Here is a 25,864-nt window from a genome sequence, read left to right as displayed (position 1 = left end):
GGTTGGGCCGGTCCGGCCATGATTCCATGCCCGGAGGTCACAGAGGTGACGTGCGGGGCGCGAAGTGGTCGCACACCGGTGCCCCTGGGGGCGCACACGCGCTCCAGGGGCACCGCGTCTGCTTCCGCCCGGGAGCGGTCAGCCGCCCAGCGTGCCGCCGGCCGCGGGGGATTGCGCCTCGGTGACCATCGGGTCCGTGTCGAGGTGGATCACGCCGTAGTCGTAGGCGTGGCGCCGGTAGACGACGCTCGGTTCCTTCGTCTCGGAGTCGACGAACAAGTAGAAGTCGTGGCCGACCAGTTCCATCTCGTAGAGGGCCTGGTCGAGGCTCATCGGGGAGGCGACGTGGGTCTTCTCGCGGACGATGAGGGGCCCGTCGCCCTTCACCTCGAGCGAGCCGATCTTCTTGGTCGGCACTCCGTCCGTGTCGCCCTCGTGGACGGGGTCGCCGTTGCTGTTCAGCGTCGCCGCGTCCGGCACGTGGTCGGCGACCTCCGCCGCCGAGATCCGGCGTGCGCCCCGGCGGGAGTACCGCTTGTCGTGCTCCTTGCGCAGCCGGGCGTCCAGCTTCTCCGCCGCCATGTCTAGGGCCGCGTACGGATCGCTGGCCGCTGCCTCCGCCCGGATCACCGGACCGCGGGAGCGGAGCGTGATCTCCACTCGGTCACAGCGGTCGGCCTGTCGGGGGTTGGGCTCCTTGGACACCTCGACGTCGAGGCTGATCACCTTGCCGTCGAGCTTCTGGATCTTCTCCAGCTTCAGCTTCTCGGCCACGTGCTTGCGGAACCGCTCGGGCACCTCTGTTTTGCGGCCCTTGACGACGATGTCCACGCAGAACTCCGTTCCCGGATTGCTCCGCTGTCTCGGCGGAGCATCTCCCTTTCGCACCCGGTCCGGTGATCACCGGACCTCGGACTCGGTGACGTCCACCTCCTCCTCCCCCATGGGCGAGATCTCCATCCCAGCGGCGCGAGTGATTGCGGAAAGCCCGCGCCACGGCATTCGGATAGAAGAGGTGTGGCCTGCGCCTTTCCTCACAACCGAACATATCTCGCCCGGACGGATGTCGTCACCCTCTACTGCGGCGTACCTCCGTTCAGTTGAATTTCCCCGCTCACTACCTGCAACGATGCAGGTCCGGGGTCAGTTCCTGTTCATTTCAAAGAATCCCGCGGAGCGGCGATCACGGCCGCACTGAGCCCGTACTCCGCGGCGTTCACCGCCAGCATTTCCGATGCACCGTGCATCCACTTTCCCCTCTCCGGTCGCGCTCCGATCCGTCGTTCCTCCCTACCTTCCCGGCATACGGCCTCGTACACGACTCTTCTCACCCCGTCGCCCCATCCGGCCGCCTCCCGCAGAGCACGCGCCGCCTCCGCGAGACTCGCGCCCGTCGTGATCAGGTCGTCGACGAGCACCACCCGGCCCGCGCCGAGCAGCCGGCCGGCGCCCGCCGACACCTCCAGGGCGCCCGCGAGGTTCTCCAGGCGCTGCCGCGCGTCCAGCCCGGTCTGGTCCGCCACCGCCCGCCGCTGCCGCAGCACGGCCACCACCCGGGCCGACGTGCCGGTGCGCCGCAGCTCACCGGCCGCCGCGAGCGCCATCCGGCGCACCGGATCATGCCCGCGCGCCCGCACGGCCCACCGGGCGGACGGCACCGGCACGAGCAGCACGGGCCCGCCCGCCCACGTCCCGAACGGCCTGCCGACGTCACCGCCGACGCCGAGACCCGCCCGCACCGCCCCCGCCAGAGCCGTGCCCAACGGGCCCGCGAGTGACAGCGCGCCCCGCTCCTTGTGGGCGAGGAGCAGCGCCCGCACCTCGTCCGCGTACGGAGCCGCCGCGTGCACCACCGGCAGCCCGGCCGGCTCCGGTACCGGCCGCACCCTCCGTGCCGCGCCCTCGCCCAGCGCGGACCGGCACCGCGGGCAGAGCACCGTACGCACCGCGCCGCAACCCGCGCACTCGGCCGGCAGCACCAGGTCGGCCAGGTCCCGCCACCACCCCCGCATGACCACCACTGTGCCAACGCGGCGGACGGCCCACCACCCCTGTGGAAAACACCCTGTGGACAACCGCGAACACCCCGCGACGCCCGTCACTCGCACGGGGGACGGGGAGACGGGCAGGGAGGGCGGTCGTCACAGCGGACGGGTCACCCGGCGGCCGGAGGACACGGCAGGCAGGCCCCGCCGCGGCGCGAGGGCCGGTGAGGGGACCTGCCGACACCGGCCCGGGGCAGACGTGCCCCCGCCCGAGCGGCCCGGCAACCGGGGCGTCGGCTCGGGGCACGCCCCGTCCACCCGCCCGAGCGGCCCGGCGACCGGGGCGTCGCCTCCGTACACACCGCCCCGCTCACCCGGGATAGACCGGCGCCGTCCCGTCCTTGTCCACCTTCTGCCACTGCGTCCCCGACGGCAGCCGGACGATCCCGTCATCCGAGTACGCCACCAGCGGCACCCGCTCGTCCTCCGACGCCGCGATCGCCTTCACACCCGGGAGCGCCCCGGGAGCCGGACCGTCCAGCGCGGAGCCGTCGACCTGGACGTACCGCATCTGCTGCACACCGCCCTGCTCGCGACCGACGGCGAGCAGACTGCTGTCCCCGGCCCAGGAGATGGCGCTGACCTGCTCCAAGTCGGGAGCGGCGGGCCGCAGTCCGTCCACGGAGATGCCCTGACCGGTCGCGTCGTCGCGCTGGATGCGGCCGATGAGGAGGGACTGCTTGCCGTCCTTCTCCACCACCAGCGCGATACGGACCCCGTCGGCCGCCACCCGGGCGTCCTCGATCCGGCCGGGCAGGTCGGGAACGGCGACGTCCTGCGGCTTCGCCATGCCCTGTTCCAGGACCTTCAGCCGCGGGTGGCCGGAGTCGCGGTCGGCCACCCACAGATCGCCGCGGGCGTCCCAGCTCGGTGTGGTCAGCCGGTCAGCGGGGGTCGCCCCGGCGCTGGTGACCAGCGCCGGCCCGAGCGAGCCGCCCGACGCGAGCGGGGTCACGTACAGCGACCTGCCGCCGTCGCCGACCCCGGCCGCGGTGTGCTCGTCCCGCGACACCGCCACCGACCGCAGCTCCTTGTCACCCTCGCCCAGCGGGCCGGGCACCGCGACACCACCCGCGCCGGTACCGGAGCTCCCCGTCGGCATCCGCACCACCCGGTGCTTGCCGTCCAGGTAGTACAGGTACTCGGGGCGCTTGGCCGACGCGTGCCAGGCGGCGGACTCCGCGCGCTCCTCGGTCAGATCGCACAGCCGCTCACCGCCGCGTCCCTGCAACTCGACGGAGTCCAGCGTCGGGGTGAGGTTGCGCAGGGTGAACAGGACCTGCGTCGCCATCTCGGTGCACTTGCTCGCCGCGACCTGGGACGCCTTGAGGTTCAACGGCACCGTCAGCTTGTTCTGGTCGTCGGGCGCCAGCCCCGACACGCCCGGCCGCAGGGCCGTACCGGTGGGGAAGCTGGACCTGACCACCGGCCTGAGCCAGGTGGTGGGCCCCCTCAGCAGCGAGCGGACCAGCTGGGTCATCGGATCCACCTTGCCCCGCACGAACACCGGATCGGCGACCGCCACCGGCTGCCCGCTCGCCCCGACCGCCGTGTTGGAGGCGAAGTAGTACTTGTCGACGGAGGTGTAGTTGCGCTGGAAGTCCGACTTGCCGATGACGACCCCGTCGGGCAGCCCGTCGATGCGCCACTGCCCGCTCTCGCGGTTCTTCGTCAGGTGCAGCTTCTTGCGGTACGACCCGTCGGCCGGCTGGTACGCCTGCTGCTCGTCGACCGTGGCGACCCGGCTGCCGGCCAGGACGCAGGTGACGCTGTTGGCCTCCTCCCGGCCGCCCGCCTGGCAGTCGGTCTCGATGCTCGGCCCGTTGGCGAGGACCGTCGTCGACCGCTCGGGCCGCCAGGCGCGCGCCGCGTCGGCCGTGAGGTACTTGCGAGCCGTGTCGTACTGCGGGTCGTCGCTGGTCAGCGCCTCCAGGAAGCCCTGCATGATCTCGCCGGGACCGGCTCCGTCGGCCGGTGGCACCGCGAACACCCGCACCGCGGTGTCCTGCCGCGGTGTCGACTCCACGTCCCGCAGATCCCCGCTGTCGGGCATCGAGGCGCACCCGGCCAGCAGTACGACCCCCAAGGCGGCGTACGCCGCCGCGCGAACCGGACGCCGCCTGGCGCCTCCCCCGCGGTCAGCGCCCACGAAATGCCTCCCCTGGCTCGGTCGAGTCCTGCGGTGCGGCGGCGCCCGTGTCGATTCCGGGCTTCCGCGTGGATGTGCCGCTCGGCCGCCGCTCCCCGCCGGCGGGCCGGGGCACCACCCGTGTGCCGTTGCCGTTGCCGGGCAGGGCGGTCGGATCGGTGGCGGGCGTGGCCGGGGCCAGCCGAGGGGCGGTCGAGGTGCGCGGCGGCAGCGCCGGCGCCTGGGCGCCGCCCTGCTGCACCGGAACCGTCGCCCGCTTCTCCTCGTCGCCGCACGGCAGCCCGGCCTCGTCGAGACCCCGGTTGCGGCGTGAGTCCTTGGGCTCCAGCGGTATCGGCGAGCCCCGCAGCGGTTCGTCGGCGGTCCTGGGCAGCGTCAGCCGGAACTGTGAGCCGCCGCCCGGCTCGCCCCAGGCCTGCAGCCAGCCCCCGTGCAGCCGCGCGTCCTCCAGGGCGATCGACAGACCGAGGCCCGTACCTCCGGTGGTACGCGCGCGTGCCGGGTCCGCCCGCCAGAAGCGGCTGAAGACCCGGGTCGCCTCGCCCGGCTTGAGTCCGACGCCGTAGTCGCGCACCGCGATGGCGACCGCGCCGCCCGCGGAGGCGAGCTTGACGACGACGTCCTTGCCGTCGCCGTGTTCCACGGCGTTGACGACCAGGTTGCGCAGTACACGCTCCACGCGCCGCGCGTCCGCCTCGGCGACGACGGGCTGCTGGTCGCCGAGTACGCGTATGTGGGTGCCCTTGCGCTCGGCGAGCGGCTCGGCGCCGCCGACCACGCGCCGGACGACCTCCCTGAGGTCTATCGGCTCGGCCTCCAGGGCCGCGGCGCCGGCGTCGAAGCGGCTGATCTCCAGCAGGTCCGCGAGCAGCGACTCGAACCGGTCCAGCTGGTCGGCGAGCAGCTCGGCCGACCGCGCGGTCACCGGGTCGAAGTCCTCGCGCGCCTCGTGGATCACGTCGGCCGCCATGCGGACGGTCGTCAGGGGGGTACGCAGCTCGTGCGAGACGTCGGAGACGAACCGGCGCTGCATCCGCGACAGGTCCTCCAGCTGCTGGATCTTCACCTGGAGGTTCTGCGCCATCTTGTTGAAGGCCTCGCCCAGGCGCGCGATGTCGTCCTCGCCGGTGACCTTCATCCGCTCCTGCAGCCGCCCCGCGGACAGCCGCTCCGCGATGCCGGCCGCCATCCGCACGGGTGTGACGACCTGGCGCACCACCAGCCAGGCGATGGCGCCGAGGAGGACCACCACGAACAGCCCGGCGGTGGCGAGGGTGCCCTTGACCAGGCTCAGGGACTTCTCCTCCTGCGTCAGCGGGAAGAGGTAGTACAGCTCGTAGGGGCGGCCGTTGGGGTCGTTGACCTGCTTGCCGATGACCAGCGCCGGCTGGGATTCCTTGCCGGTGGAGTAGACGATCCGGGTGTAGCTCTGGGCGGCCGTCGTACCGCTGTTGACCCGCTCGCGCAGGTCGGCGGGCACGCTGGAGGTGGGGTTGACGTTCCCGGAACCGCGCGGGCTGCGCCCGCCGCCGCTGTCGTCGCCGACGGGAAGCGTCGCCACGTCGAACGCGCCGGCACCGCCGCTGGACAGCGACTCCACCAGGTCGCTCATCCACTGGATGACGTTCTGCGACTGCCGTCCGTCCACGGTCGAGGTGCCGTCGGGGCTGCCCGTCGCGGCACCCGTGCCCGTACCGGTCGCGCCGGCCGCCTCGTCGGCCTTCTGCTTGGCCACCGCGAAACCGCCCGTGGCCTGACTCTGCGAGGCCTTGACCTTGGCGTCCAGCAGGCCGTTGCGCACCTGCCCGATCACGACGAAGCCGAGCAGCAGCACGACACCCAGCGACATCAGCAGGGTCGTGGCGACGACCCGGAGCTGGATGTTGCGCCGCCACAGCCGCATGACCGGCAGCAGCGGCCGGCGCAGCCAGCGCAGGAACAGGCGCAGCACCGGGCTGCCCTGTACGCCGCCGCGCAGCAGCCCGCCGTCGAAGAGGCTTCTGAAACGCGCACCCGCCGTCCGGCCGACAGGCCGCTCCGGACGGGCCCCGGACGCGCCGGGAGCCGAAGCGGCACTGTCCTCGGACATGTCAGCTCGGTCCGGCCTTGTAACCGACACCACGGACGGTCACCACGATCTCCGGCCGCTCCGGGTCCTTCTCGACCTTGGAACGCAGCCGCTGGACGTGCACGTTGACCAGGCGGGTGTCGGCGGCGTGCCGGTAGCCCCACACCTGCTCGAGCAGCACCTCACGAGTGAACACCTGCCACGGCTTGCGGGCGAGCGCCACCAGCAGGTCGAACTCCAGCGGGGTCAGCGCGATCGACTGCCCCTCCCGCTTCACCGAGTGTCCGGCCACGTCGATGACCAGGTCACCTATGGTCAGCTGCTCCGGCGCCGGCTCCTCCGACCTGCGCAGCCGCGCCCGGATCCGGGCCACCAGCTCCTTCGGCTTGAACGGCTTGACGATGTAGTCGTCGGCGCCCGACTCCAGGCCCACCACCACATCGACGGTGTCGCTCTTGGCCGTGAGCATCACGATCGGCACACCGGACTCCGCCCGGATCAGCCGGCAGACCTCGATGCCGTCCCGTCCGGGCAGCATGAGGTCCAGCAGCACCAGATCGGGCTTGCTCTCCCGGAAAGCGGCCAGCGCCTTGTCGCCGTCAGCTACGAAAGACGGCTCAAAACCTTCACCACGCAACACGATGCCGAGCATCTCGGCCAGTGCGGTGTCGTCGTCGACGACAAGGACTCGTCCCTTCATAAACGACATCATCCCATTCTCGTAACGACGACAGAGGCCCAGGTGAGGCACCTCACTGGCCCGTGACGATAGTCGTACCGAGCCGCTACTGTCTGCCCCTGTCCGCCGACGTTGATGTCAGCGGTGGATGTCAGCCTGGTCGACCACAGATCAGAGGGGGATCAGAGGGATGACTTGGCTTGGCCCGGTGCTCGCGCTGGCGGGCGTCTTGGTGGGGGCAGTGTTCGCTCCGCTGGCGACCACGCGTTTCGGCTGGCAGACGTCACGTCGGGAGGCCATCGATCGCACGATCGCATGTGTGCGCCGAGCCGAGCTGGCGGCGACCTACCCAAGGCAAGTGCACCAGAGCGAAATCGGCGTCAGCGATGAGGCGCTGCGCTACCAACTGGACCTACCACTCAGGGGCTTCGAGCGGTACTACGAAGCAACCCAGGAGATGCGGGCAGCGCTAGCAGCGGTGGAACCGTACTTGGACCTGGACTGGGATGACTCCCGCTGGCAGACGCCTGACGAGGAGTACGCCCGCCTGCTGGACCAACTGAAGCGAGCCCGCCGGCGAACCCTCCTCGCGTACTGGGGCAATGATCGCCGCATCACGCCTTGAGCCGCCATCCCTCGACGTGGGCGCCCCTCAATGCGAACTATGGGCGGGAACATCGCTGGGGTCCGCTGCCCTGGTCATGAGTGCGTTAGCGACCGAGGACGGTGACCCACGGCTGACGCAGTTGCTGTACTTCGCTGCTGTACAGCAGGATGCCGCGATCATGATCGGGCACCTCTGGTCCGCAGACCTTCGCTTCGCCGGCCGCGGAGCCCACGACCGGCACGTGACGCGCGGCCCGATCGGCTCAGGGCTTGGCGTAGTCCCCGTAGCCCTGCCAGTCGATCACGACGCACGGCTCGTCCCCCACAACCCAGGCGTCGTGCCCGGGATCGGCCGTCATGAGGTCACTGGTGCCGAACTCCATCTCCTCGCCGTCGTCCATGACGATCCTTATGCGCCCGGAGACGACGTACCCGACGTGAGCGGCCTGGCAGCTCTCGGTCTTGGCGATCGGCTTGACGTGCTTCGACCACCGCCATCCGGGCTCGAAGATCCCGCGTCCCACCGGCCCGTGCGGGGAGGTGACGAGCTGAAGCTTGCCCTTGCCCTCCTCGAAAGGCCGAACCTCATCGGGAGAGTCGAAGCTCTTCCGCGTCAGACCAGCCATGGCACCCTCTCCCGTAGCGACGATCTTGTGTCCGACTTCATCGTCACACGGTTCCCGGACGGCCGCACCGCCGGCACGGAGGCGGCGCGCCAGTCAGCACCACGAAACGATCGAGGCCCCGAGCCAGCGATGACGTCGCTGACCTGGGGCCCAGCCATGCAGAGCGGCGACGAGAATCGAGCCTGCGTAGCCAGTTTGGCAGATCGCGTACGCGGATGGGCGCTGACCTGGCGAGGGATTGACCTGCGTGTTTTCGGGGTGCTCGTCGACGTTCCCCGTTGTTCCCCGCTGCTTGCCTCCTGATCGGGCATGCAGGAGGCACGTGATCACTCGTAGTGTCGCGCGGCGCTGAGTGCACGGGCGAAGAACGTCCAATCGCCGTCGGTCGGTAGTACCTGATCATGGTTGGCGTACCAGCCCGGAGCTGACGAGATCCAGGCCTCCAGAGCTTCCAGGAAGGCGTCCAGCGTCCGGTTCTCCCACTCGGCTCCCTCTTCCTCGTACTCGGCTCGGAGGGTCGCTAGGAAGGCGCACAGGGCCTCACGATCAGCGATGTGATCATGAGGTGTCAGAGCCTTGGACCTAGAGAAGTCTCGCCTACTCACGACCCGGCCTCAGCTCCCTCGGGGCCGTCCCCTGACTTGGCTTCCTTTAGCTCACGCACGATGGCGGAGTCAGGGTTGAGGTGCTCCATCTGCCACAAGGTCGCCCTTGAGGAAACGTCATCCAGACCACGGATCAAGTCGGCAAGGTCGTCCCACGACAGCGGGGCAAAGGTGGGGGTGTGCTTGCCCCGAGTGAAGCGCATGGTCTGCCACGCTTCCGGTCCATCAGGGGCGGAGCCATCGACCGACCAGGCACCGTGGACGTAACCGTGTCTCCGGTTGAGAAGACGGGTGCAGTCGGCAAGGATCTGGCGAAGGTCCTCCAGCCGATCCGGAGAAACGCCAGGATGCTCCTTGGCGACGTCTCCGATCAGTTTGATGAGGGTGCTGCTGTTTTGGCCGTTGATCCAGTGGGCTGCGTACGGCGTCTCCACTAGCCACCTGGCGAGCGCCTGCAGGCGTAGTTCCAGGTCGGCGGCTGCAGAGACCATTCGGCCCAACAACTCGTACATCGTGCGGACGTAGTGATCCCGCTCGTTGCTCGTCATCCTCGCATTTTGAGCTTGAGTGGACTGCCCGCGCTCAGCTTTTCATCACTCCGGCACCACCCCAGCTCTCATCCCGTACGCCGTCGACCCACACACCGTGGAGCAGGCGTGGTTCCTGGCGTCCAGGTGGAGCGCGCCACTGTACGAACGACCTGGACGCCAGGGGCCGCGTCTGCTCGGCTCTGCCTGGGTCGACGGTGTGCGGGATGAGAGCCCCCAGCATTTGCCACGACGGACCCGCGGTCGGCGACGGCGCCCCCTCCATCCCGGTGCCGGCCGATCCCCCGCCGGAGGCACTGTTCTGACCGTCGCCTACGCGGCGCTCGACTCATGGCCACCGGCCCTATCCACCAGTGGGCGCGCGTCGGCGCAGCGCGGGCGGAGCGGGCCGGAGGCAGGAGCGGCGCCCGCAGCGGAGCCGGGAGCGCGCCCGGCGGAGCGGAGCGCAGCCGGGGCTTGATGAGGTAGAGAAACCTGTAACAGTTCGATACATCCGGGCCTGATGATCGCCTCGCGGGAGACACAGAGTTAGCGGACGGGAGCTGCGCACGCTACCGTGAAACCACCCTAGGGAACTGGAGGCTGATCGATGCCCGAAACGGCGCGGCAGATCGCCGACGACCTGCGGGCACGGATCGATGACGGCGAGTTCGGGCCTGGTGCTCGACTGCCTGGGGAACCCGCGCTCGTCAGGGACTACGGCGTAGCCAAGATGACAGCGAGCGGTGCGCTAAAACTGCTGGTGGCAGAGGGTGTTGCGGTCTCGCGCGCCGGCTCTGGAACGTACGTCCGAGAGTTCAAGCCGATCTTGCGGGATGCTACGAAACGCCTCTCGCGGAAGCAGTGGGCGGCAGGTAGGTCGATCTGGGCTGCCGATGTTGGCGAGCGACCCATGACCGTCGCCGACCTGGAGGTCTACGAGGACGATGCCCCTCGATGGGTGGCGCGCGCTCTCGACCTCGGAGACGAAGGCCGGATCATTGTGCGTAGCCGTCGGTTCCTGGTGGACGGCGAGCCGGTGCAAATGGCGGTCTCGTACCTGCCGGCCGAGCTGGTGCGCGACTCACTCATCGCCGAACCAGACTCGGGGCCGGGTGGGACCTATGCCCGTCTTGCCGAGCTAGGGGCGGAACCGGTGCACTTCACTGAGGACCTGCGAGCCCGGATGCCCAGCTCCGACGAATCCTCAGCCTTGGCCGTCCTTCCCGGTACGCCCGTGATGGAGATCTGCCGGACCGCGTACACCGCAGAAGGCAAGGCCGTTGAGATCAACAGGATGCTGCTGGATGCCGGCGCTTATGCGCTGCGGTACAGCTTCGGTAGCTGACGAGTCGCGAAAAACGTTCACACGCAAAGGCCCACCTCGGTGGGCCTTTTTGCTGCCTCGGCGCCCCGACGGGGCAGACCGCTTCATCAAACATGCTTGACCTCCCTAGGGAGCTTTGCTTCAATCTCCCTAGGGAGGTTTACTCCACTCCCTGCCACTTCAGCGAGGAGTACATCCATGCCGTCGTTCAAGATCGACCTTCAGACCGCCGTGGTGTTCGTGGCGACCGCGCCGACACCGAAGCTGGCCAACGCGAAGACCGGTGAGCGGGCCCTGGACCGGGAGACCGGCGCGGCTCTGTCGACGGTGGGCCTCCTGGTCTCCGATGACGGGGAGGGAAACCTCTACCAGGTCACCATCCCGGAGACGGGTTACCCGGAGGGGCTGGCGCCGGGTATGCCGGTGCGAGTCGTCGGCCTCAAGGCCCGTGACTGGGAGAACGAGTTCAACGGTCAGAAGCGCCACGGCATCTCGTTCCGCGCGGTCGCGATCACCGCAATGGCCTGACCATGGCCGACGCGACGATGTGGCTGGAGGCCACGGCCGGCTTATCCGCTGTAGGCGGTGTCGGCTACGCGAAGGTGCGGGCGCCGCGTGCGTACTGGGCACTGGTCGGGCTGCCGGTGGCGGTGACGCGGTTCGGGTTCTCCTACCGGGCCACGATGGACGTGTGCGGGCTGACGGTACGGCCGTCGGGTCTGCGGGCGTTCGTGACCCGTAACGTGGCGCGTCGTGAGGTGCAGCCGGTGCCCCCGAAGATCCGCCGGGTGCGGGGCACGTCGACGGGCCTCCGGGTGACGCTGCGGCTTCCGGCCGGCCTGGAGCCTGCGGACGTGGCCGCCGCCTCGGAACGGCTGCGTCACGCCTGGGGCGTGCACTCGGTGACCGTGGTGGAAACCAGGCCGGGCTTCATTGAGCTGCGGATGACGGGGTATGACGTGCTGCGTCGGGTGCGGATGCCCCGTAAGGCGGTGCCGCGCGACATGATCGTGCCGGTGGCGCTGCGGGAGGACGGGACCGCGTTCGAGCGGGACTACCGCAAGGCTCCGATGGCGCTCACTCTGGGCGCGAACCAGTCCGGCAAGTCCATGTATCAACGGAACCTGATCAAGGGCTTGGCCCAACTGCCGGTCGCCCTCGTGGGCGTGGACTGCAAGCGGGGCGTGGAGCAGGCGCGCTATGCGCCTCGGCTGTCGGCCCTGGTCACCACTCCGGATGATGCCGCCTCGCTGTTCGGGGTGCTGGTGGCGGAGATGGAAGACCGCTTCGACCTGCTGAGCGATCACGGTGTCTCCGACATCTGGGAACTGCCAGACCACCTGCGGCCGGTGCCCGTGGTCGTCCTGGTCGACGAGATCGCTGAACTCTTCCTGATCTCCTCCAAGAAGGACGAGGAACGCCGGGAACGGATCGTGACCGCGCTGATCCGGCTCGCGCAGATGGCCCGCGCCGCCGGCATCTACCTGGAGATCTGCGGGCAACGCTTCGGCTCCGACCTGGGCAAGGGCGCCACCATGCTCCGCGCCCAGCTCACCGGACGGGTCGTGCACCGCGTCAACGACAAGCAGACCGCCGAAATGGGCCTCGCCGACGTCGCCCCGGACGCCGTACCGGCCGCGAGCCTGATCCCGATGGAACGCCCCGGAACTGCCGTTGCGGCGGACACGTCCGGTGGCTGGTCGAAGATTCGCACCCCGGCCGTCTCCCGTGACGAGGTGATCGCCGCGTGCCGCACCTTCGCCCACCTCGTCCCGGACCTGCCGTTCCTCGAAACCTTCCGGCCCTACGTGCCCGTTGAGGCGCCGACGGGCGGCCCGTCGCTGGTCAAGCCGCGACCGGTCACCGAGTAACACACCCTGTTCCACGGTCGGCGCGACCGCCCCGCGCCAGGTCCCTACCCCCGTCATGCCAAAAACCGGGAGGAACGCCATGGCCCCACGACGTAAGGCCACCGCACCGAAGCCCGCGAAAACGCCGTGCCCTGACTGCCAGGGCGGGCAGACCTCGGAGTCATTCCAGGTCGGCGGGCGCCACAAGCGCGTGAGTGACGACCGGCAGCAGGCGTTGTGCCTGACCTGCCTCGGCACCGGCCACGCCCCCGACTGACCTCGAAGGGAGGCACTAGAGATGCCTCGATCCCTCGCCCACCCGGACGCCGTGCTCATTCAAGCCGTGATCGCCGGTGCGCTGTCCTTCGCCCACCTCCACGATCTTGCCGATGCGGCCGGCCAGTCCGGGTGGAAGGCCTGGGCCTATCCGGTCTCCGTCGACCTGCTCTTGGTCGCCGCCTGGCGCCGACTGCGCACCGCCCGGCGTGACCGCTCGGCCTGGACCTGGTTCGTCATCGCCCTGGGCGCCTCGCTCGGCGCCAACATCGCCACCGCCGGACTCCTCGACCTGCGCCAGGTACCCGCCTGGCTGCGCATCCTCGTGGCCGGCTGGCCCGCCCTCGCCTTCCTCGGCGGCACCCTCCTCGTGCACTCGCCCACCACCCCGGCTCCAGCCGCACCGGAAGTTGAACAACCGACCGTGCCGGACGTCGCAGTCGAGCGTGACGACGAACCCGCGCCCGCGTCGGCTCCGGAACTGGCTCCCGCGCCAGAACCGGCATCGGTCAAGCCCGCGGCTCCTGCCCCGATCGTCCCAGCGGCCCTGCTCGATCACGCCCGCAAGCTCGCCGAAGCGCACCGGGCCACCACCGGATCCCCGATGCCCGCCGACACTCTCTCGACCCGCCTCGGTCTGCCCGCCGACATGACCCGCGCCATCACCACCCAACTCCAGCTCACCTGACACGAAGGGAGGACACCCGTGACCGTCCACCGACGCTTCCGCAACATGATCCGGATAGGCCCCGTCCAGGTCGCCACGTCCTACGACGGCCGTGGCCGCGAGACGCACACCGCCGCCTGCACCGCCCCCGGCTGCGGCTTCGACGCCGACTACTCCACCCGCGCCGGCGCCGAACTCGCCGCCCGCACCCACCGCTGCAAGGCCTGACAAGGAGACCCCCGTCATGGACGTTCCGCTCTGGCTCGCCGTGGCCGTCGTCGCCTACCTCGGCATCAAGCTCGCCCGCCCCTCGTGGTGGCTCGTGGCCCTGCTCCTCCTCGGCGGCTACCTCATCGCGCACAGCTTCCTCGGCCCCGTCGTCGGCTCCCTCATCAACCACTGACCCCACCCGAAGGGACACCCACCGTGCTCACCCCGAAGTACCCGCGCCAGCACACCGCACCACCCCCGGCCGGAATCCCGTCACAACCGGCCCCGGTCCTGGCTGACAGCCCCGCCCCTGCTCCGGCTCCGGTCTCGAACCGGCCCACGATCCACCTCACGCCGGGCACCGCCCTCGCCCTGGTCGGTGGCGGCACCGCCGTGGTCCTGGTCGTCGGCGCGGTCCTGGTCTCTCTGCTCCTCGCGGTCGCCATCACCGGTGTCTCCGTCGCCGTGACCGCGGTCGTCCTGCGTTCCCTCGTCAACAACCAGAAGGGCCACTGAGATGGGCATCTTGAACCGCAAGAGCAACGCCCCGGAGCCCGCCCGCAACGACGAGATGGTCGAGCTGGGCCGCGACTACGCCATCGCCCGCCGCCACCGCGACACCAAGGCCATGAACCGGATCCTGCGCCAGGTCGGCAACGACACGGACGTCACCGACCTCAGCGACTTCCGCGCCGGCCAGGAGTCCTACGACTCCATCCCGCCCATCCCGCGCGGCCGCAACCGCCGTAGCAAGTAACGGCCCCCGGGGCGGCCTCGGTCGCCAAACTTCCGCCGCCCCGGGCGCCTGGACCCATTCCTGATCCAAAGGACCCGAAAGGGAAGCTCCATGATGCCCCAGCACACCCATGCCTCGCGCGTCTGCCGTGACTGCGACGGACAGGCCACCGCCGCCATCACCACCGGCACCCGCAATCCGGACGGCACCCGAACTGTGCTCACCGTCACCTGCCCGGTCTGCAAGGGCAACGGTCTCACCATGCCCGCCGCCCGCCTCGCTCGCACGGGGAGGTGAGGGCCGTGGCGCTCCTCGACTGGCGCTCGCCCGAGCACTTCGACCACGGCGGCGACAAGCCCTGCACGATCTGCACCAAGCCCACCCCGCTGCGTTCCGACAACGGCAAGCCCGTCCACAAGGTGTGTGCCGAGGCCTGGATCGACGCCCACCCGGTCAAGGAGGGCGACCGGTGACCGCCGTGTCTCGGGTCCTCGACCTGTTCTCCTGCGCCGGCGGGGCCGCTATGGGTTACCACCGGGCCGGGTTCGAGGTCGACGGCTGTGACATCGCCGACCGCCCCCGATACCCCTTCGCCTATCACCGGGGTGACGCGCTCGACTACCTCGCCCGCCTAATCGCCACGGGTGAGATCGGCCGTTACACCCTCGTGCATGCCTCCCCACCCTGTCAGGCGAAGAACACGTTGACCGTGGGCACCAACGCCTCTCGGGGATGGGGTGGCATTCACACCGACCTGGTGGCACCCACCCGCGAACTCCTTGACGCGACGGGCCTGCCCTACGTGATCGAACAGCCCAACGGACGGGCGGAGATCCGCAAAGACCTGTCCCTGTGCGGGGAGATGTTCCATCTCGCCGTATTGCGTCACCGCAACTTCGAACTCGGCCGTTGGGCGACCGCACAACCGGCTCACCCCCGCCATCGCGGCTACGTGCGTGGTCACCGCCACGGCGTCCATCGCGAAGGCCCCTACGTCGCCGCGTACGGCAACGGTGGCGGCAAGGCCACTGTTCCGGAGATGCAGCGGGCCATGGGCATCACCTGGACCGACGTTCGCGAGGAACTGACCGAGGCGATCCCGCCCGCCTACACCCTCTTCATCGGCCGCGCATTCCTGACCGCACGCCAGGAGGTGTTCGCGTGACCGACACCGCCACCATGGCGGGCCTGGACCCGGCCACCCTCAACGACGTGCTGAGGCTGGCCGGGTCATACGGCTTCGACCTTCTCCAGGACCAGATCCGCCGCACTGGCGGCTGCACCGACCCCATCCGGCTCACCGGCGCCACCGTCACCCGCGACGCGGCCACCGGCCAGGTGCTGCACTCGTACTCCACCGACACCGAACCCGGCGGTGTCCTCCGCATCGCCTGCGGTAACCGGCGTGCCTCGCGCTGTCCGGCCTGCGCTTGGACCTACGCCGGCGACACCTACCACCTCATCCGCGCCGGCCTCGTCGGCGACCCCGCCAAAGGCACTCCCGAAACGATCCGCGACCACCCGCGCGTCTTCGCCACCCTCACCGCCCCGTCGTTCGGCCCGGTTCACAACCGGCCCGGCACCCGGCCCTGCCGCTGCGGCATCCACCACCAAGAGGACGCGCCCGAGCTGGGTACCCCGCTCGACCCGGACACGTACGACTACGCGGGCGCCGTGCTGTGGAACAATCACGCCTCCGACCTGTGGCGCTACTTCACGATCTACCTGCGCCGTGAGATCGCCAAGCGAGCCGGCCTCACACAGAAAGAGGCGCGGGAACAGTCCCGGATCTCCTTCGGCAAGGTCGCCGAGTACCAAAAGCGCGGGTCCGTCCACTTCCACGCCGTGATCCGCTTAGACGGCCCCGACGGACCCGACAGTCCCCCACCGGCCTGGGCCACCCTCGACGTTCTCAGCGACGCCATTCGTGCCGCTGCCGCCCGCGTCGCTGTCGACGTACCGCCCGCGGGAGACGAGCCCGCCCGCACGCTGCGCTGGGGCACGCAGCTCGACGTACAGCCCATCGGCGCCTTCGGCCACGGCGAGGAGATCACTGAACAGGCTGTCGCCTCCTACGTCGCCAAGTACGCCACCAAAGCCGCCGAGACCACCGGCACCGTCGACCGCCGCATCGGCAACAAGGAAGCCCTGGCCCTGCTCGGCGTCCCGAACCATCCGGCCCGGCTCATCGCCGCATGCCTCGACCTCCACCCCCTCTACCCCGACCGCAAGCTCCGGGACTGGGCCCACATGCTCGGCTTCCGGGGCCACTTCTCCACCAAGTCCCGCCGCTACTCCACCACCCTGGGGGCCCTCCGCCAGGTCCGCGCCGACTACCGCGCCGCACAGCAACGCGCCGCCCTCGGCCTGCCCGACCCCGACGACGAGGAAGCCACCACCCTCACCCTCGCCCACTGGGCCTACGCCGGCCACGGCCACACCCCCGGCGAATCGTGGCTCGCCGCCAACATCCGCCGCGACATCCAACACAACCGCGAGATCGCCCGCGAGGAACTACCCGCAATGCTTGACCTGGAAGGAGCCCCTGCATGACCACCGCCACGCCCGAGCTGCTGACGGTGCCGGAGGTCATGTCACGGCTTCGGTTCAGCCGCTCGAAGGTGTACGACCTGATCCGCTCGAAGCGGCTCGCGTCCTTCACCGAGGGGCGGTGCCGGCGCATCCCCGAGAGTGCTCTTCGGGACTACATCCGCGCCCAGCTTGAGGGGGACTTTTAGTGCCTCCTCGCAAGCGCAACCCCAACGGATCGGGCACCGTCACGAAGCGCGCTGACGGTCGGTACCAGGCAGCGGTGTACGTTCCCCAGCCGGATGGCACCACGAAGCGGAAGTACGCGTACGGCAAGACCTTCGACGAATGCGACGCTAAGCGCCGTGAGTTGATCGACCGGTCGCACGGAGGCATTCCGACCCCCACACGGGATATGACCCTGGGGCAGTGGTTCGACTACTGGCTAGAGATCGTCGTGAAGCCGAACCTCGCCGTGAACAGCTACCGGGCATACGAGACTGCCGTACGTCACCACCTCCGTCCGCGCTTGGGCTCCAAGGTCATGGTGAAGCTCGGCGTCAAGGAGCTGCGCGGGGCCATGCAGGCTCTCTCGGAGGATGAAGGGGCCAAGACCACCAGGCGCGCGCTCCGGGTCCTCTCGGCGGCTCTCACGGCCGCGATGGTCGAGGACATCGGACTGACCCGGAACGTGACGAAGCTCGTCCACGTGCGAGCGCCCACGGACAGCGGCAAGAGCTGGGATGCCGTGACCGTGCTGCGCTTCCTGGCCGCTGCGCGGCGCTCCACCCCGTACTACCCGACGTTCCTTCTGCTCTGCCTCCTGGGATTGCGCCGGGCCGAGGTGTGTGGGCTTCGCTGGGAGAACGTCGACCTGGACAACCGAACCATCTGGGTGGAACAGCAGCGGCAGCGAGCGAGCGCCGGCACGATCGACACGGATCTCAAGACCGACACGTCCAAGGCGCCCCTACCGCTGCCTGCCCAGTGCATCGCTCCCCTGCGCTGGACACGGATGCGGACGGCCATGCTGCGGGAGCGGGCAATCAGTCGTGGGCGCCCCTGGTTCGAGGACCCTGACGGCCACGTGTTCGTGACACGCACCGGCCGGCCGCTCACACCCGATCACCTCTACCTGGTGCTGCAACGGATCACCAAGGCAGAGGGGCTGAGCAAGATGAATCCGAAGGGGCTCCGGAAGTCCTGCGGCACGCTGCTGGTCCACCTCCGGGTACACCCGCGCATCGTCAAGACGATCCTTCGGCACAGCCGGATCGCGACGACCATGGACATCTACGCTGAGGCTCTGGACCCGGACGTCGTTGAGGCTGTCGGGCAGCTCGATCGCCTGCTTCGGCAGCCGGCCCGCCTCCGGGAACTGGAAGCCGCGTCGGACCTGGAAACCGCCGCTTGATGTAGGCCGCTGATGTCACGGCCCCTCTCCCCGCGCATCGCCGCAGGTAGAGGGGTCGTTGCCGTTGATGAGGCTGGGAGCATCCCATTCTCGTAACGACGACAGAGGCCCAGGTGAGGCACCTCACTGGCCCGTGACGATAGTCGTACCGAGCCGCTACTGTCTGCCCCCGGCCGCCGGAGACGACGTCCCGCGGAGCCACGTACCGCTCACGGGCCGGTCGCCGGCGCTCGGGGACAGCGTGCCGGTCAGCCGACAGACACCCGCCGTGCGCGGGCGCACAGCTCCGCCAGAGCCTCGGTGGTCACCGGTGAGACGGCTCCCGCCTCGGTGACGATGGCCGTCACCAACTCGGGCGGCGTCACGTCGAACGCCGGGTTGTACGCCTGGGTCCCCAGCGGGGCCACCGGCATTCCGGTACCCGGTCCCGTCACCGGGCCCTGATGAGCCGAGATCTCGGTGACCTCGAAGCCGGGACGCTGCTCGACCTCGATGGACGCCCCGTCGGGGGTCCCCGGGTCGACCGTCGTCAGCGGCGCCACCACGATGAACGGCACATGGTGATAGCGCGCGAGCACGGCGAGCGGATAACTGCCCACCTTGTTCGCCACCGACCCGTCGGCCGCGATCCGGTCCGCCCCGACCAGCACCGCGTCCACCTCCCCCGCCGCGAACAGGGAGCCCGCAGCACTGTCGGTCAGCAGGGTGTACGGCATGCCACTGCGAGCCGCCTCGTACGCCGTCAGGCGGGCCCCCTGCAGCAGCGGCCGCGTCTCGTCCACCCACAGGCGCCGCAGCCGCCCCTGCCGGTGCGCCGCGAGAGCCACCGCGAAGGCCGTGCCCTCGCCGCCCGACACCAGCGAACCGGTGTTGCAGTGCGTGAGGACCCGGTGCCCGCCGGCGGGCAGCAACTCGTCCAGCAGGGCCAGCCCGTGCGCCGCCATGCGCGTACTGGCCTCGGCGTCCTCCCGGTGCAGCGCCCGCGCCGCGGCCAACGCCGCGGCGGCGGCCGCGGTGGGGTCGCCGGTTCTGGCCAACTCCGCCTGGTGCGCGGCCCGGGCCCTGCGCACGCCGACGGACAGATTGACCGCGGTGGGCCGGGCTCCCGCCAACACCCCCGCCGCCTCGGCCACGTCGAAGCCACGGGCGGCGGCGAGCGCGACGCCGTACGCCCCCGCTATCCCCAGCACCGGCGCCCCACGCACGGCCAGTGAACGGATCGCCTCCACCAGGGCCGAGGCATCGGTGCACACCAACTCGACCTCCTCGACCGGGAGCCTCGTCTGGTCGAGAAGGATCACTACGGGACCTTCGGGTGGTTCCTCCCATCGGATCACCGGTATCTCGCCTGGCCGCCTGTCCTCGCCGCTTCGCGCCTGCTGATCAGCCATGCCGTCAGTCTGCCCCGGATCCGGCGGACAATTGAAGGTGTCCAGCGCCTACCGCGGCCGGTCACCCCGTGACCACCCCATGGCACGATGGCTGCCAACCTGCCGCCGCGACCGCGGACGGGCACCGAGAAGGAGCTTCGATGACAGACACTCCGGGCTGGGCCTCGCCCGGATCCGCCCCGTCGCCCGAGGGGCGGGAACCCGGTGCGTCCGGCCCTGCCGAACCCGCCGACCGCCCCGGCCTCGCGAAGCCCGCGTCCCAGCCGGGCACGGACGCGCAGACCCCGGGCGCGAAGTGGTCCAACGAGCAGCCGCCACCCGGCCAGTGGTCCGCGCCCACCGGCGCCCAGGGTCCGGACCAGGCACCGCCACCACCGCCCCCGCCACCGGCCGCCGGCTGGGGCGGCGGCCGGCCCGGCGGCCCGGGCCCCGGCGGCTACGGCGGCCCTCCCCCCGGCCCCGGTGGCTACGGCGCCTGGGGCTACGGCGGCTGGGGCGGCCCTCCGCCCGCCGCCAAGCCCGGTGTCATCCCGCTGCGTCCGCTCGGCGTCGGGGAGATCCTCGACGGCGCCGTCTCCACGATGCGCACCCACTGGCGCACGGTGCTCGGCATCTCGCTCGCGGTCTCCCTGCTCGTCGAGACGACCCTGGTGCTCGTGCAGGGCCTCCTCATGAACGACATCACCCAGGCGTCGTTCGACAGCCGCGACGCGTCCACGGACGACATCCTCCGGGCACTGCGGGACAGCCTGATCGGCACCGGCCTCATCACCGTGATCTCCACGATCGCCGTACTGATCTCCACCGCCCTGCTGACGACCATCACCAGCCGCGCCGTCCTCGGCAAGCCGGTCGGCATCGGCGAGGCCTGGCGCGAAGCCCGTCCGCAGATCCCCAGGCTGTTCGGCCTGCTCCTCCTGATCGGTCTGATCGTCGTCGGCCTGGGCGTCGCCGGGACACTGCCCGGAATCCTCGTCCTGACCCTCGGCGGCGGCGACGGCGCCGGTGCGGCCCTGCTGGCCCTCGGCATCCTCGCGGCGATCGTCGTCGGGGGATGGCTGATGATCCGGCTCTACCTGGCCACGCCCGCCCTGATGCTGGAGCGCCAGGGCATCGTGAAGTCCATGAGCCGCTCTACGAAGCTGGTGCGCGGCTCCTGGTGGCGCGTCTTCGGTATCGTCCTGCTCACCGGGCTCATCACCAACATCGTCGCCTCCCTCGTCTCCATCCCGTTCGCTCTCGTCGGGGCCGCGGCGGGCGGCGACGCCATGGGCAACCTGTTCGGCACCGCCGGCGGACACGTCGGCTGGACGTTCCTGATCATCCGCGGAATCGGCTCGCTCGTCGGCACCGCGCTCACCCTTCCGATCAGCGCCGGCGTCACCGTGCTCCTCTACATCGACCAGCGCATCCGCCGCGAGGCCCTCGACCTCGAACTGGCCCGCGCCGCAGGTGTCCAGGGCAACGGCGCCGGCACCCCCGGACCCGTCCCGGGGAGCTGATGCGGTGAGCCCGACGGGGGGAGTTCTGACGGCGGCCGCGTCCGGCGCCGGCAGCAGCGTCGTACGGTGCCTGCTGCGCGCGACGGACACGGCCGTCCGGGCGGCCGGCGGTTCTGGAGACGAACCGCCCGTGACCATCTCGCGCGACCCCGCGCGGGAGGCTGCCCGGCGCGAACTGTCCAAGCGGATGTACCACGAGAACGACCCCGGTCTGATCCAGCGCGCCCTGAACGCCTTCTGGGACCTGCTCGACAAGCTGTTCGGCACGGCCGCCGCCGCCACCCCCGGCGGCGCGGTCGGCCTGTTCGCCGTGATCCTGTTCGCCATCCTCGTACTGACCGCCCTGTGGTGGCGCCTCGGCACACCGCGCCGCCAAGCCGCGTCCGCCACCGCACTGTTCGACGACCGCCCCCGCAGCGCGGCCGAACACCGTGCGACCGCCGAGGCCCACGCGGCCCAGGGCCACTGGAACCAGGCCGTCCAGGAACGCATGCGGGCCGTCGTCCGCTCGCTGGAGGAACGCACCCTGCTCGACGCGCGCCCCGGCCGCACCGCCGACGAGGCCGCCGCGGAGGCGGGCCGCGCCCTGCCCGCGCACACGGACCGACTGCGCGCGTCCGCCCGGGAGTTCGACGACGTCACATACGGTGGACGCACGGCGACCAGGGAGGCGTACCACCGCCTCACCGAACTCGACCACGACCTGGAGCGCACCAGGCCTGCCCACGCCGACAGCAGCGCCGGCACGAGCCATGGCACCCGCGAGGGGGCCGCCGAGTGACCACCGAGGCGCCCCCGCTGGACACCTCCACCGCGCCCACCGCCCGCCAGGTGTGGTCCCGCGCGCGCGGCATCGCACTCGCCGCCGTCCTGATTTTGGCCGCGGCCGTCGGCATGGCGGCCGTCCGCTCCGCCGACCGGCACGGCGCCCTGGACCCGCGCTCCGCCGACCCCTACGGCAGCCGAGCGGTCGCCCAACTCCTGGCCGCCCGGGGCGTGTCCACGCGCGTGGTCACCACACTCGACGAAGCCCGCTCCGCGGCCGGCCCCGACACCACCGTCCTGGTCGCCGTCCCCGACCTGCTGACCGGCCCGCAACAGACCACGCTGCACCGGGCGACCGCGGACTCCGCAGGGCGCACCGTCCTCGTCGCGCCCGGCGGCTCGTCCGTCGAGCGACTCGCTCCCGGCGTCACCGCCGACCCCGCCAGCAGCGCCCACTCCACGCTGGCCCCCCACTGCGCCCTGCCCGAGGCCCGGCGCGCGGGCACCGCCGACACCGGTGGCATCCGCTACACCACCACCCACCTCGACGCCGACTCCTGCTACCCCGGCGAACGCCTCGCCACCCTGCTGCGCGTCCCCGCGGCATCCGGCAACGGCGACACCATCGTCCTCGGCGCGCCCGACATCCTCTACAACGACCGCCTCGACGAGCAGGGCAACGCCTCGCTCGCCCTGCAACTCCTCGGCTCCCGCCCTCATCTCGTCTGGTACCTCCCCTCGGTGTCCGACTCCTCCGCCACTGACGGCGGTGAGCGCAAGGACTTCCTCGACCTGCTCCCCCGGGGATGGCTCTGGGGCACCCTTCAGCTCTTCGTCGCGGTCGTCCTCGCCGCCTTCTGGCGGGCACGCCGCTTCGGCCCCCTCGTGCCGGAGAAACTCCCCGTCGCGATCCGCGCCTCCGAGTCCGCCGAAGGCCGCGCCCGCCTCTACCGCAAGGCCAACGCCCGGGACCGCGCGGCCGCCGCTCTTCGCTCCGCCACCCGCATCCGCCTGGCCCCCCTCGTCGGTGTCCCCGCCTCCCAGGCGCACTCGCCCGAGGCCCTGCTCCCCGCTCTGTCCGCCCACCTCCCCGGCGACGGACAGTCCCCGCACTCCCTGCTCTTCGGGCCGCCACCCGGCGACGACGCGGCCCTCGTCGCACTGACCGACCAACTCGACGCCCTCGAAAGAGAGGTACGCCATTCATGATGGACCCGACCACTGACAACGCGGGGTGGACCGGGAACACGGGCGACACCCGTGCCTCCCTGGAAGCCCTGCGCGCCGAGATCGCCAAAGCCGTGGTCGGCCAGGACCCCGCCGTCACCGGGCTCGTCGTCGCCCTCCTGTGCCGCGGACACGTACTGCTCGAAGGAGTCCCCGGGGTCGCGAAAACGCTGCTCGTCCGGGCCCTCGCGTCCGCTCTCGAACTCGACACCAAGCGGGTCCAGTTCACCCCCGACCTGATGCCGAGTGACATCACCGGCTCCCTCGTCTACGACACCCGCACCGCCGAGTTCTCCTTCCAGCCGGGCCCGGTCTTCACCAACCTCCTCCTCGCGGACGAGATCAACCGCACCCCTCCCAAGACCCAGTCCTCCCTACTGGAGGCCATGGAGGAACGCCAGGTCACGGTCGACGGCACCCCGCGCCCGCTCCCCGAGCCGTTCCTGGTCGCCGCGACCCAGAACCCCGTCGAGTACGAGGGCACCTACCCCCTCCCCGAAGCTCAACTGGACCGATTCCTCGTCAAACTGACGATCCCGCTGCCCACCCGGGACGACGAGATCGCCGTCCTCACCCGCCACGCCTCGGGCTTCGACCCACGCGATCTGCACGCCGCCGGCGTACGCCCCGTCGCCGGACCCGCCGAGCTGGAGGCCGCCCGCACCGCGGTCGCCCAGACGACCGTGTCCCCCGAGATCACCGCCTATGTCGTGGACATCTGCCGCGCCACCCGCGAGTCGCCCTCCCTCACCCTCGGCGTGTCCCCGCGCGGCGCCACCGCCCTCCTCGCCACCTCGCGCGCCTGGGCATGGCTGACGGGCCGTGACTACGTCATCCCCGACGACGTGAAGGCCCTCGCCCTGCCCACCCTGCGCCACCGTGTGCAGCTGCGGCCGGAGGCCGAGATGGAGGGCGTGACCGCCGACGCGGTCATCAACTCGATCCTGGCCCACGTCCCGGTACCGCGCTGATGGCGCTCACCGGCCGCGCCGCCCTCCTCGCGGCCCTCGGTTCGATCCCCGTCGGCATCCTGGAACCGGGCTGGACGGGCCTCCTCGCGGTCAACGGCCCGCTGGCCCTGGCCTGCGCCTGCGACTACGCGCTCGCCGCACCCGTACGACGACTCCTCCTGACCCGCTCCGGAGACACCTCCGCGCGTCTCGGCGAGAGCGCCGACGTCACCCTCACCATCGGCAACCCCTCCCGTCGGGCCCTGCGGGCACACCTGCGGGACGCCTGGCCACCGAGCAGCTGGCAGCCCGGAACCGAGATCGAGTCGTCCCGCCACCGGCTGACCGTCCCCCCGGGCGAACGCCGACGGGTGACGACGAGGCTGCGCCCCACCCGCCGTGGCGACCGCGAGGCCGACCGGGTGACGATCCGCTCCTACGGTCCGCTAGGACTCTTCTCCCGCCAGGGCTCCCACCGGGTGCCCTGGACAGTACGAGTCCTCCCCCCGTTCACCAGCCGAAAGCACCTCCCGTCGAAACTCGCCCGATTGCGTGAACTCGACGGCCGCACCAGCGTGCTGACCCGCGGCGAGGGGACGGAGTTCGACAGCCTGCGCGAGTACGTGCCCGGCGACGACACCCGATCGATCGACTGGCGAGCCACCGCCCGGCAGTCCGCCGTCGCCGTCCGGACCTGGCGCCCGGAGCGCGATCGCCGCATCCTGCTCGTCCTGGACACCGGCCGTACCTCGGCCGGACGCGTGGGCGACGCCCCGCGCCTGGACGCCTCCATGGACGCCGCGCTGCTTCTGGCCGCGCTCGCGGCCCGCGCCGGCGACCGCGTCGATCTGCTCGCCTACGACCGTCGGGTACGCGCCCTGGTCCAGGGCCGCTCGGCAGGTGATCTGCTGCCTTCCATGGTCGATGCCATGGCCGCGCTCGAACCGGAGCTCATCGAGACCGACGCCCGCGGTCTCGTCGCCACGGCCACGCGTACGGCGTCGCGGAGATCCCTGGTCGTCCTTCTCACGGCTCTCGACGCGGCGCCGGTGGAGCAGGGCCTGCTTCCCGTTCTTCCTCAGCTCACCAGGCGGCACACCGTACTGGTCGCCTCGGTGGCGGACCCGCAGATCGCGGCCATGGCGCACGCCCGGGGCGACGCGGAGGCGGTCTACGAGGCCGCGGCCGCCGCCCAGGCACAGAGCGAACGCCGGCGTACCGCGGAACAACTGCGTCGTCATGGCGTGACCGTGGTGGACGCGGCCCCGGAAGATCTGGCGTCGGCGTTGGCGGACGCGTATCTGTCCCTCAAAGCGGCGGGACGGCTCTGAACCGGCTGCCTCTATCGGCTCGCTCGGGCGGACCGGTATTCACCTGGATAAGCCCTGAACGCAGAAAACCCCCGCATCAACAGATGCGGGGGTTTTCCCAATATTTGTTCGGCGGCGTCCTACTCTCCCACAGGGTCCCCCCTGCAGTACCATCGGCGCTGTGAGGCTTAGCTTCCGGGTTCGGTATGTAACCGGGCGTTTCCCTCACGCTATGACCACCGAAACACTATGAAACAATCAACCGAAACACCCAACACGAAGTGGGTGACGTGGTCGTGGTTTCAGAACCAACACAGTGAACGCGAGCATCAATGGACAAGCCCTCGGCCTATTAGTACCAGTCAACTCCACCGGTTACCCGGCTTCCATATCTGGCCTATCAAC

General features: G+C 70.6%; 28 protein-coding genes and 1 rRNA gene. 20 read left to right on the top strand and 9 right to left on the bottom strand.

All coding sequences use genetic code 11. The features are described 5' to 3' along the window. Positions 1-138: 138 nt before the first annotated feature. The 5 genes from hpf to mtrA all read right to left on the bottom strand — a co-directional run bounded on the left by hpf (position 139) and on the right by mtrA (position 6,974). Complete coding sequence (gene hpf, locus ACIBA9_RS09530; RefSeq protein WP_399361319.1) at positions 139-831, bottom strand: ribosome hibernation-promoting factor, HPF/YfiA family; 693 nt, start codon at positions 829-831, stop codon at positions 139-141. A 323-nt stretch (positions 832-1,154) separates the two neighbouring features. After that, entirely contained in the window at positions 1,155-2,012 is an 858-nt protein-coding gene (locus tag ACIBA9_RS09525) for a ComF family protein (RefSeq protein ID WP_399361317.1), read from the bottom strand. Between the two features lie 343 nt (positions 2,013-2,355). After that, positions 2,356-4,194, bottom strand: coding sequence for an LpqB family beta-propeller domain-containing protein (locus ACIBA9_RS09520; protein WP_399361315.1), 1,839 nt, complete (start codon positions 4,192-4,194; stop codon positions 2,356-2,358). Continuing rightward, the gene (gene mtrB, locus ACIBA9_RS09515) at positions 4,184-6,283 is read right to left on the bottom strand and encodes an MtrAB system histidine kinase MtrB (RefSeq protein ID WP_399361313.1); all 2,100 of its coding nucleotides are present in this window, start codon (positions 6,281-6,283) and stop codon (positions 4,184-4,186) included. Before mtrB ends, ACIBA9_RS09520 begins: the two co-directional genes overlap by 11 nt. Position 6,284: 1 nt before the next feature. Then, positions 6,285-6,974 (bottom strand): two-component system response regulator MtrA, encoded by a 690-nt coding sequence (mtrA, locus tag ACIBA9_RS09510; protein ID WP_199210776.1) that lies wholly within the window; start codon positions 6,972-6,974, stop codon positions 6,285-6,287. A 157-nt stretch (positions 6,975-7,131) separates the two neighbouring features. Here mtrA and ACIBA9_RS09505 point away from each other — a divergent pair, with 157 nt between their 5' ends. Next, the gene (locus ACIBA9_RS09505) at positions 7,132-7,566 is read left to right on the top strand and encodes a hypothetical protein (protein ID WP_399361311.1); all 435 of its coding nucleotides are present in this window, start codon (positions 7,132-7,134) and stop codon (positions 7,564-7,566) included. A 244-nt stretch (positions 7,567-7,810) separates the two neighbouring features. Here the strand turns inward: ACIBA9_RS09505 and ACIBA9_RS09500 are convergent, their stop codons facing one another. Together ACIBA9_RS09500 and ACIBA9_RS09495 are read right to left on the bottom strand one after the other, a co-directional pair. Next, positions 7,811-8,173, bottom strand: a complete 363-nt coding sequence (locus ACIBA9_RS09500; protein WP_399361309.1) for a cupin domain-containing protein — start codon at positions 8,171-8,173, stop codon at positions 7,811-7,813. A gap of 601 nt (positions 8,174-8,774) precedes the next feature. Then, positions 8,775-9,326 (bottom strand): hypothetical protein, encoded by a 552-nt coding sequence (locus ACIBA9_RS09495; protein WP_399361307.1) that lies wholly within the window; start codon positions 9,324-9,326, stop codon positions 8,775-8,777. Between the two features lie 589 nt (positions 9,327-9,915). Between ACIBA9_RS09495 and ACIBA9_RS09490 the strand changes: the two genes are divergently transcribed. The 14 genes from ACIBA9_RS09490 to ACIBA9_RS09425 all read left to right on the top strand — a co-directional run bounded on the left by ACIBA9_RS09490 (position 9,916) and on the right by ACIBA9_RS09425 (position 18,314). Then, a complete protein-coding gene (locus ACIBA9_RS09490) occupies positions 9,916-10,653 on the top strand; it encodes a GntR family transcriptional regulator (protein ID WP_399361305.1) in 738 nt (245 codons plus the stop codon). Between the two features lie 177 nt (positions 10,654-10,830). Then, the gene (locus ACIBA9_RS09485) at positions 10,831-11,160 is read left to right on the top strand and encodes a hypothetical protein (RefSeq protein ID WP_360087756.1); all 330 of its coding nucleotides are present in this window, start codon (positions 10,831-10,833) and stop codon (positions 11,158-11,160) included. A 2-nt stretch (positions 11,161-11,162) separates the two neighbouring features. Further along, a complete protein-coding gene (locus ACIBA9_RS09480) occupies positions 11,163-12,503 on the top strand; it encodes an FtsK/SpoIIIE domain-containing protein (RefSeq protein ID WP_399361303.1) in 1,341 nt (446 codons plus the stop codon). Between the two features lie 277 nt (positions 12,504-12,780). Continuing rightward, positions 12,781-13,446: a DUF2637 domain-containing protein gene (locus ACIBA9_RS09475; protein ID WP_399361302.1), complete on the top strand. Its 666-nt coding sequence runs from the start codon at positions 12,781-12,783 to the stop codon at positions 13,444-13,446. Positions 13,447-13,464: 18 nt separating this feature from the next. After that, positions 13,465-13,653, top strand: a complete 189-nt coding sequence (locus ACIBA9_RS09470) for a mobile element transfer protein (RefSeq protein ID WP_399361300.1) — start codon at positions 13,465-13,467, stop codon at positions 13,651-13,653. A gap of 16 nt (positions 13,654-13,669) precedes the next feature. Beyond that, a complete protein-coding gene (locus ACIBA9_RS09465; protein WP_399361298.1) occupies positions 13,670-13,828 on the top strand; it encodes a hypothetical protein in 159 nt (52 codons plus the stop codon). A 23-nt stretch (positions 13,829-13,851) separates the two neighbouring features. Further along, a complete protein-coding gene (locus tag ACIBA9_RS09460; protein WP_399361296.1) occupies positions 13,852-14,151 on the top strand; it encodes a SpdD protein in 300 nt (99 codons plus the stop codon). Position 14,152: 1 nt separating this feature from the next. Further along, positions 14,153-14,392: a hypothetical protein gene (locus tag ACIBA9_RS09455; RefSeq protein ID WP_399361294.1), complete on the top strand. Its 240-nt coding sequence runs from the start codon at positions 14,153-14,155 to the stop codon at positions 14,390-14,392. A 93-nt stretch (positions 14,393-14,485) separates the two neighbouring features. Further along, a complete protein-coding gene (locus tag ACIBA9_RS09450; protein ID WP_399362074.1) occupies positions 14,486-14,668 on the top strand; it encodes a hypothetical protein in 183 nt (60 codons plus the stop codon). Between the two features lie 5 nt (positions 14,669-14,673). After that, positions 14,674-14,844 carry a hypothetical protein gene (locus ACIBA9_RS09445; RefSeq protein WP_399361292.1) on the top strand — a complete coding sequence of 57 codons (171 nt, stop codon included), beginning with the start codon at positions 14,674-14,676 and terminating at the stop codon, positions 14,842-14,844. Positions 14,845-14,894: 50 nt separating this feature from the next. After that, positions 14,895-15,536 (top strand): DNA methylase, encoded by a 642-nt coding sequence (locus ACIBA9_RS09440; RefSeq protein WP_399362073.1) that lies wholly within the window; start codon positions 14,895-14,897, stop codon positions 15,534-15,536. Beyond that, positions 15,533-16,924: a replication initiator protein RepSA gene (gene repSA, locus ACIBA9_RS09435; protein WP_399361290.1), complete on the top strand. Its 1,392-nt coding sequence runs from the start codon at positions 15,533-15,535 to the stop codon at positions 16,922-16,924. Before ACIBA9_RS09440 ends, repSA begins: the two co-directional genes overlap by 4 nt. Next, on the top strand, positions 16,921-17,109 hold the full coding sequence (locus ACIBA9_RS09430) for a helix-turn-helix domain-containing protein (RefSeq protein WP_399361288.1): 189 nt from the start codon (positions 16,921-16,923) through the stop codon (positions 17,107-17,109). The genes repSA and ACIBA9_RS09430 overlap by 4 nt, the downstream gene beginning before the upstream one ends. Then, positions 17,109-18,314, top strand: coding sequence for a tyrosine-type recombinase/integrase (locus ACIBA9_RS09425; protein WP_399361286.1), 1,206 nt, complete (start codon positions 17,109-17,111; stop codon positions 18,312-18,314). The genes ACIBA9_RS09430 and ACIBA9_RS09425 overlap by 1 nt, the downstream gene beginning before the upstream one ends. Positions 18,315-18,562: 248 nt before the next feature. On the opposite strand, the gene mtnA is transcribed toward ACIBA9_RS09425, so the two are convergent. Further along, positions 18,563-19,705: an S-methyl-5-thioribose-1-phosphate isomerase gene (mtnA, locus tag ACIBA9_RS09420; protein ID WP_399361285.1), complete on the bottom strand. Its 1,143-nt coding sequence runs from the start codon at positions 19,703-19,705 to the stop codon at positions 18,563-18,565. Positions 19,706-19,845: 140 nt separating this feature from the next. Here mtnA and ACIBA9_RS09415 point away from each other — a divergent pair, with 140 nt between their 5' ends. From ACIBA9_RS09415 to ACIBA9_RS09395, 5 genes are read left to right on the top strand one after another with little or no spacing between them, the layout of a single operon-like run. Then, positions 19,846-21,207, top strand: coding sequence for a glycerophosphoryl diester phosphodiesterase membrane domain-containing protein (locus ACIBA9_RS09415; protein WP_399361283.1), 1,362 nt, complete (start codon positions 19,846-19,848; stop codon positions 21,205-21,207). 4 nt (positions 21,208-21,211) lie between these two features. Further along, a complete protein-coding gene (locus ACIBA9_RS09410; RefSeq protein ID WP_399361281.1) occupies positions 21,212-21,988 on the top strand; it encodes a DUF4129 domain-containing protein in 777 nt (258 codons plus the stop codon). Further along, entirely contained in the window at positions 21,985-23,181 is a 1,197-nt protein-coding gene (locus ACIBA9_RS09405; RefSeq protein ID WP_399361279.1) for a DUF4350 domain-containing protein, read from the top strand. The genes ACIBA9_RS09410 and ACIBA9_RS09405 overlap by 4 nt, the downstream gene beginning before the upstream one ends. Continuing rightward, on the top strand, positions 23,181-24,170 hold the full coding sequence (locus ACIBA9_RS09400) for a MoxR family ATPase (RefSeq protein ID WP_362154765.1): 990 nt from the start codon (positions 23,181-23,183) through the stop codon (positions 24,168-24,170). The genes ACIBA9_RS09405 and ACIBA9_RS09400 overlap by 1 nt, the downstream gene beginning before the upstream one ends. Continuing rightward, positions 24,170-25,480 (top strand): DUF58 domain-containing protein, encoded by a 1,311-nt coding sequence (locus ACIBA9_RS09395; protein ID WP_399361277.1) that lies wholly within the window; start codon positions 24,170-24,172, stop codon positions 25,478-25,480. The genes ACIBA9_RS09400 and ACIBA9_RS09395 overlap by 1 nt, the downstream gene beginning before the upstream one ends. Before the next feature lie 106 nt (positions 25,481-25,586). On the opposite strand, the gene rrf is transcribed toward ACIBA9_RS09395, so the two are convergent. Then, positions 25,587-25,703, bottom strand: a 5S ribosomal RNA gene (gene rrf, locus ACIBA9_RS09390). Between the last annotated feature and the right edge of the window lie 161 nt (positions 25,704-25,864).

It is taken from the genome of Streptomyces sp. NPDC051452 (genome assembly GCF_044454765.1).
Taxonomy (GTDB): Bacteria; Actinomycetota; Actinomycetes; order Streptomycetales; family Streptomycetaceae; genus Streptomyces.
Note: the sequence above shows the minus strand (reverse complement) of the source record. Positions and strands in the feature narration are given on the sequence as shown.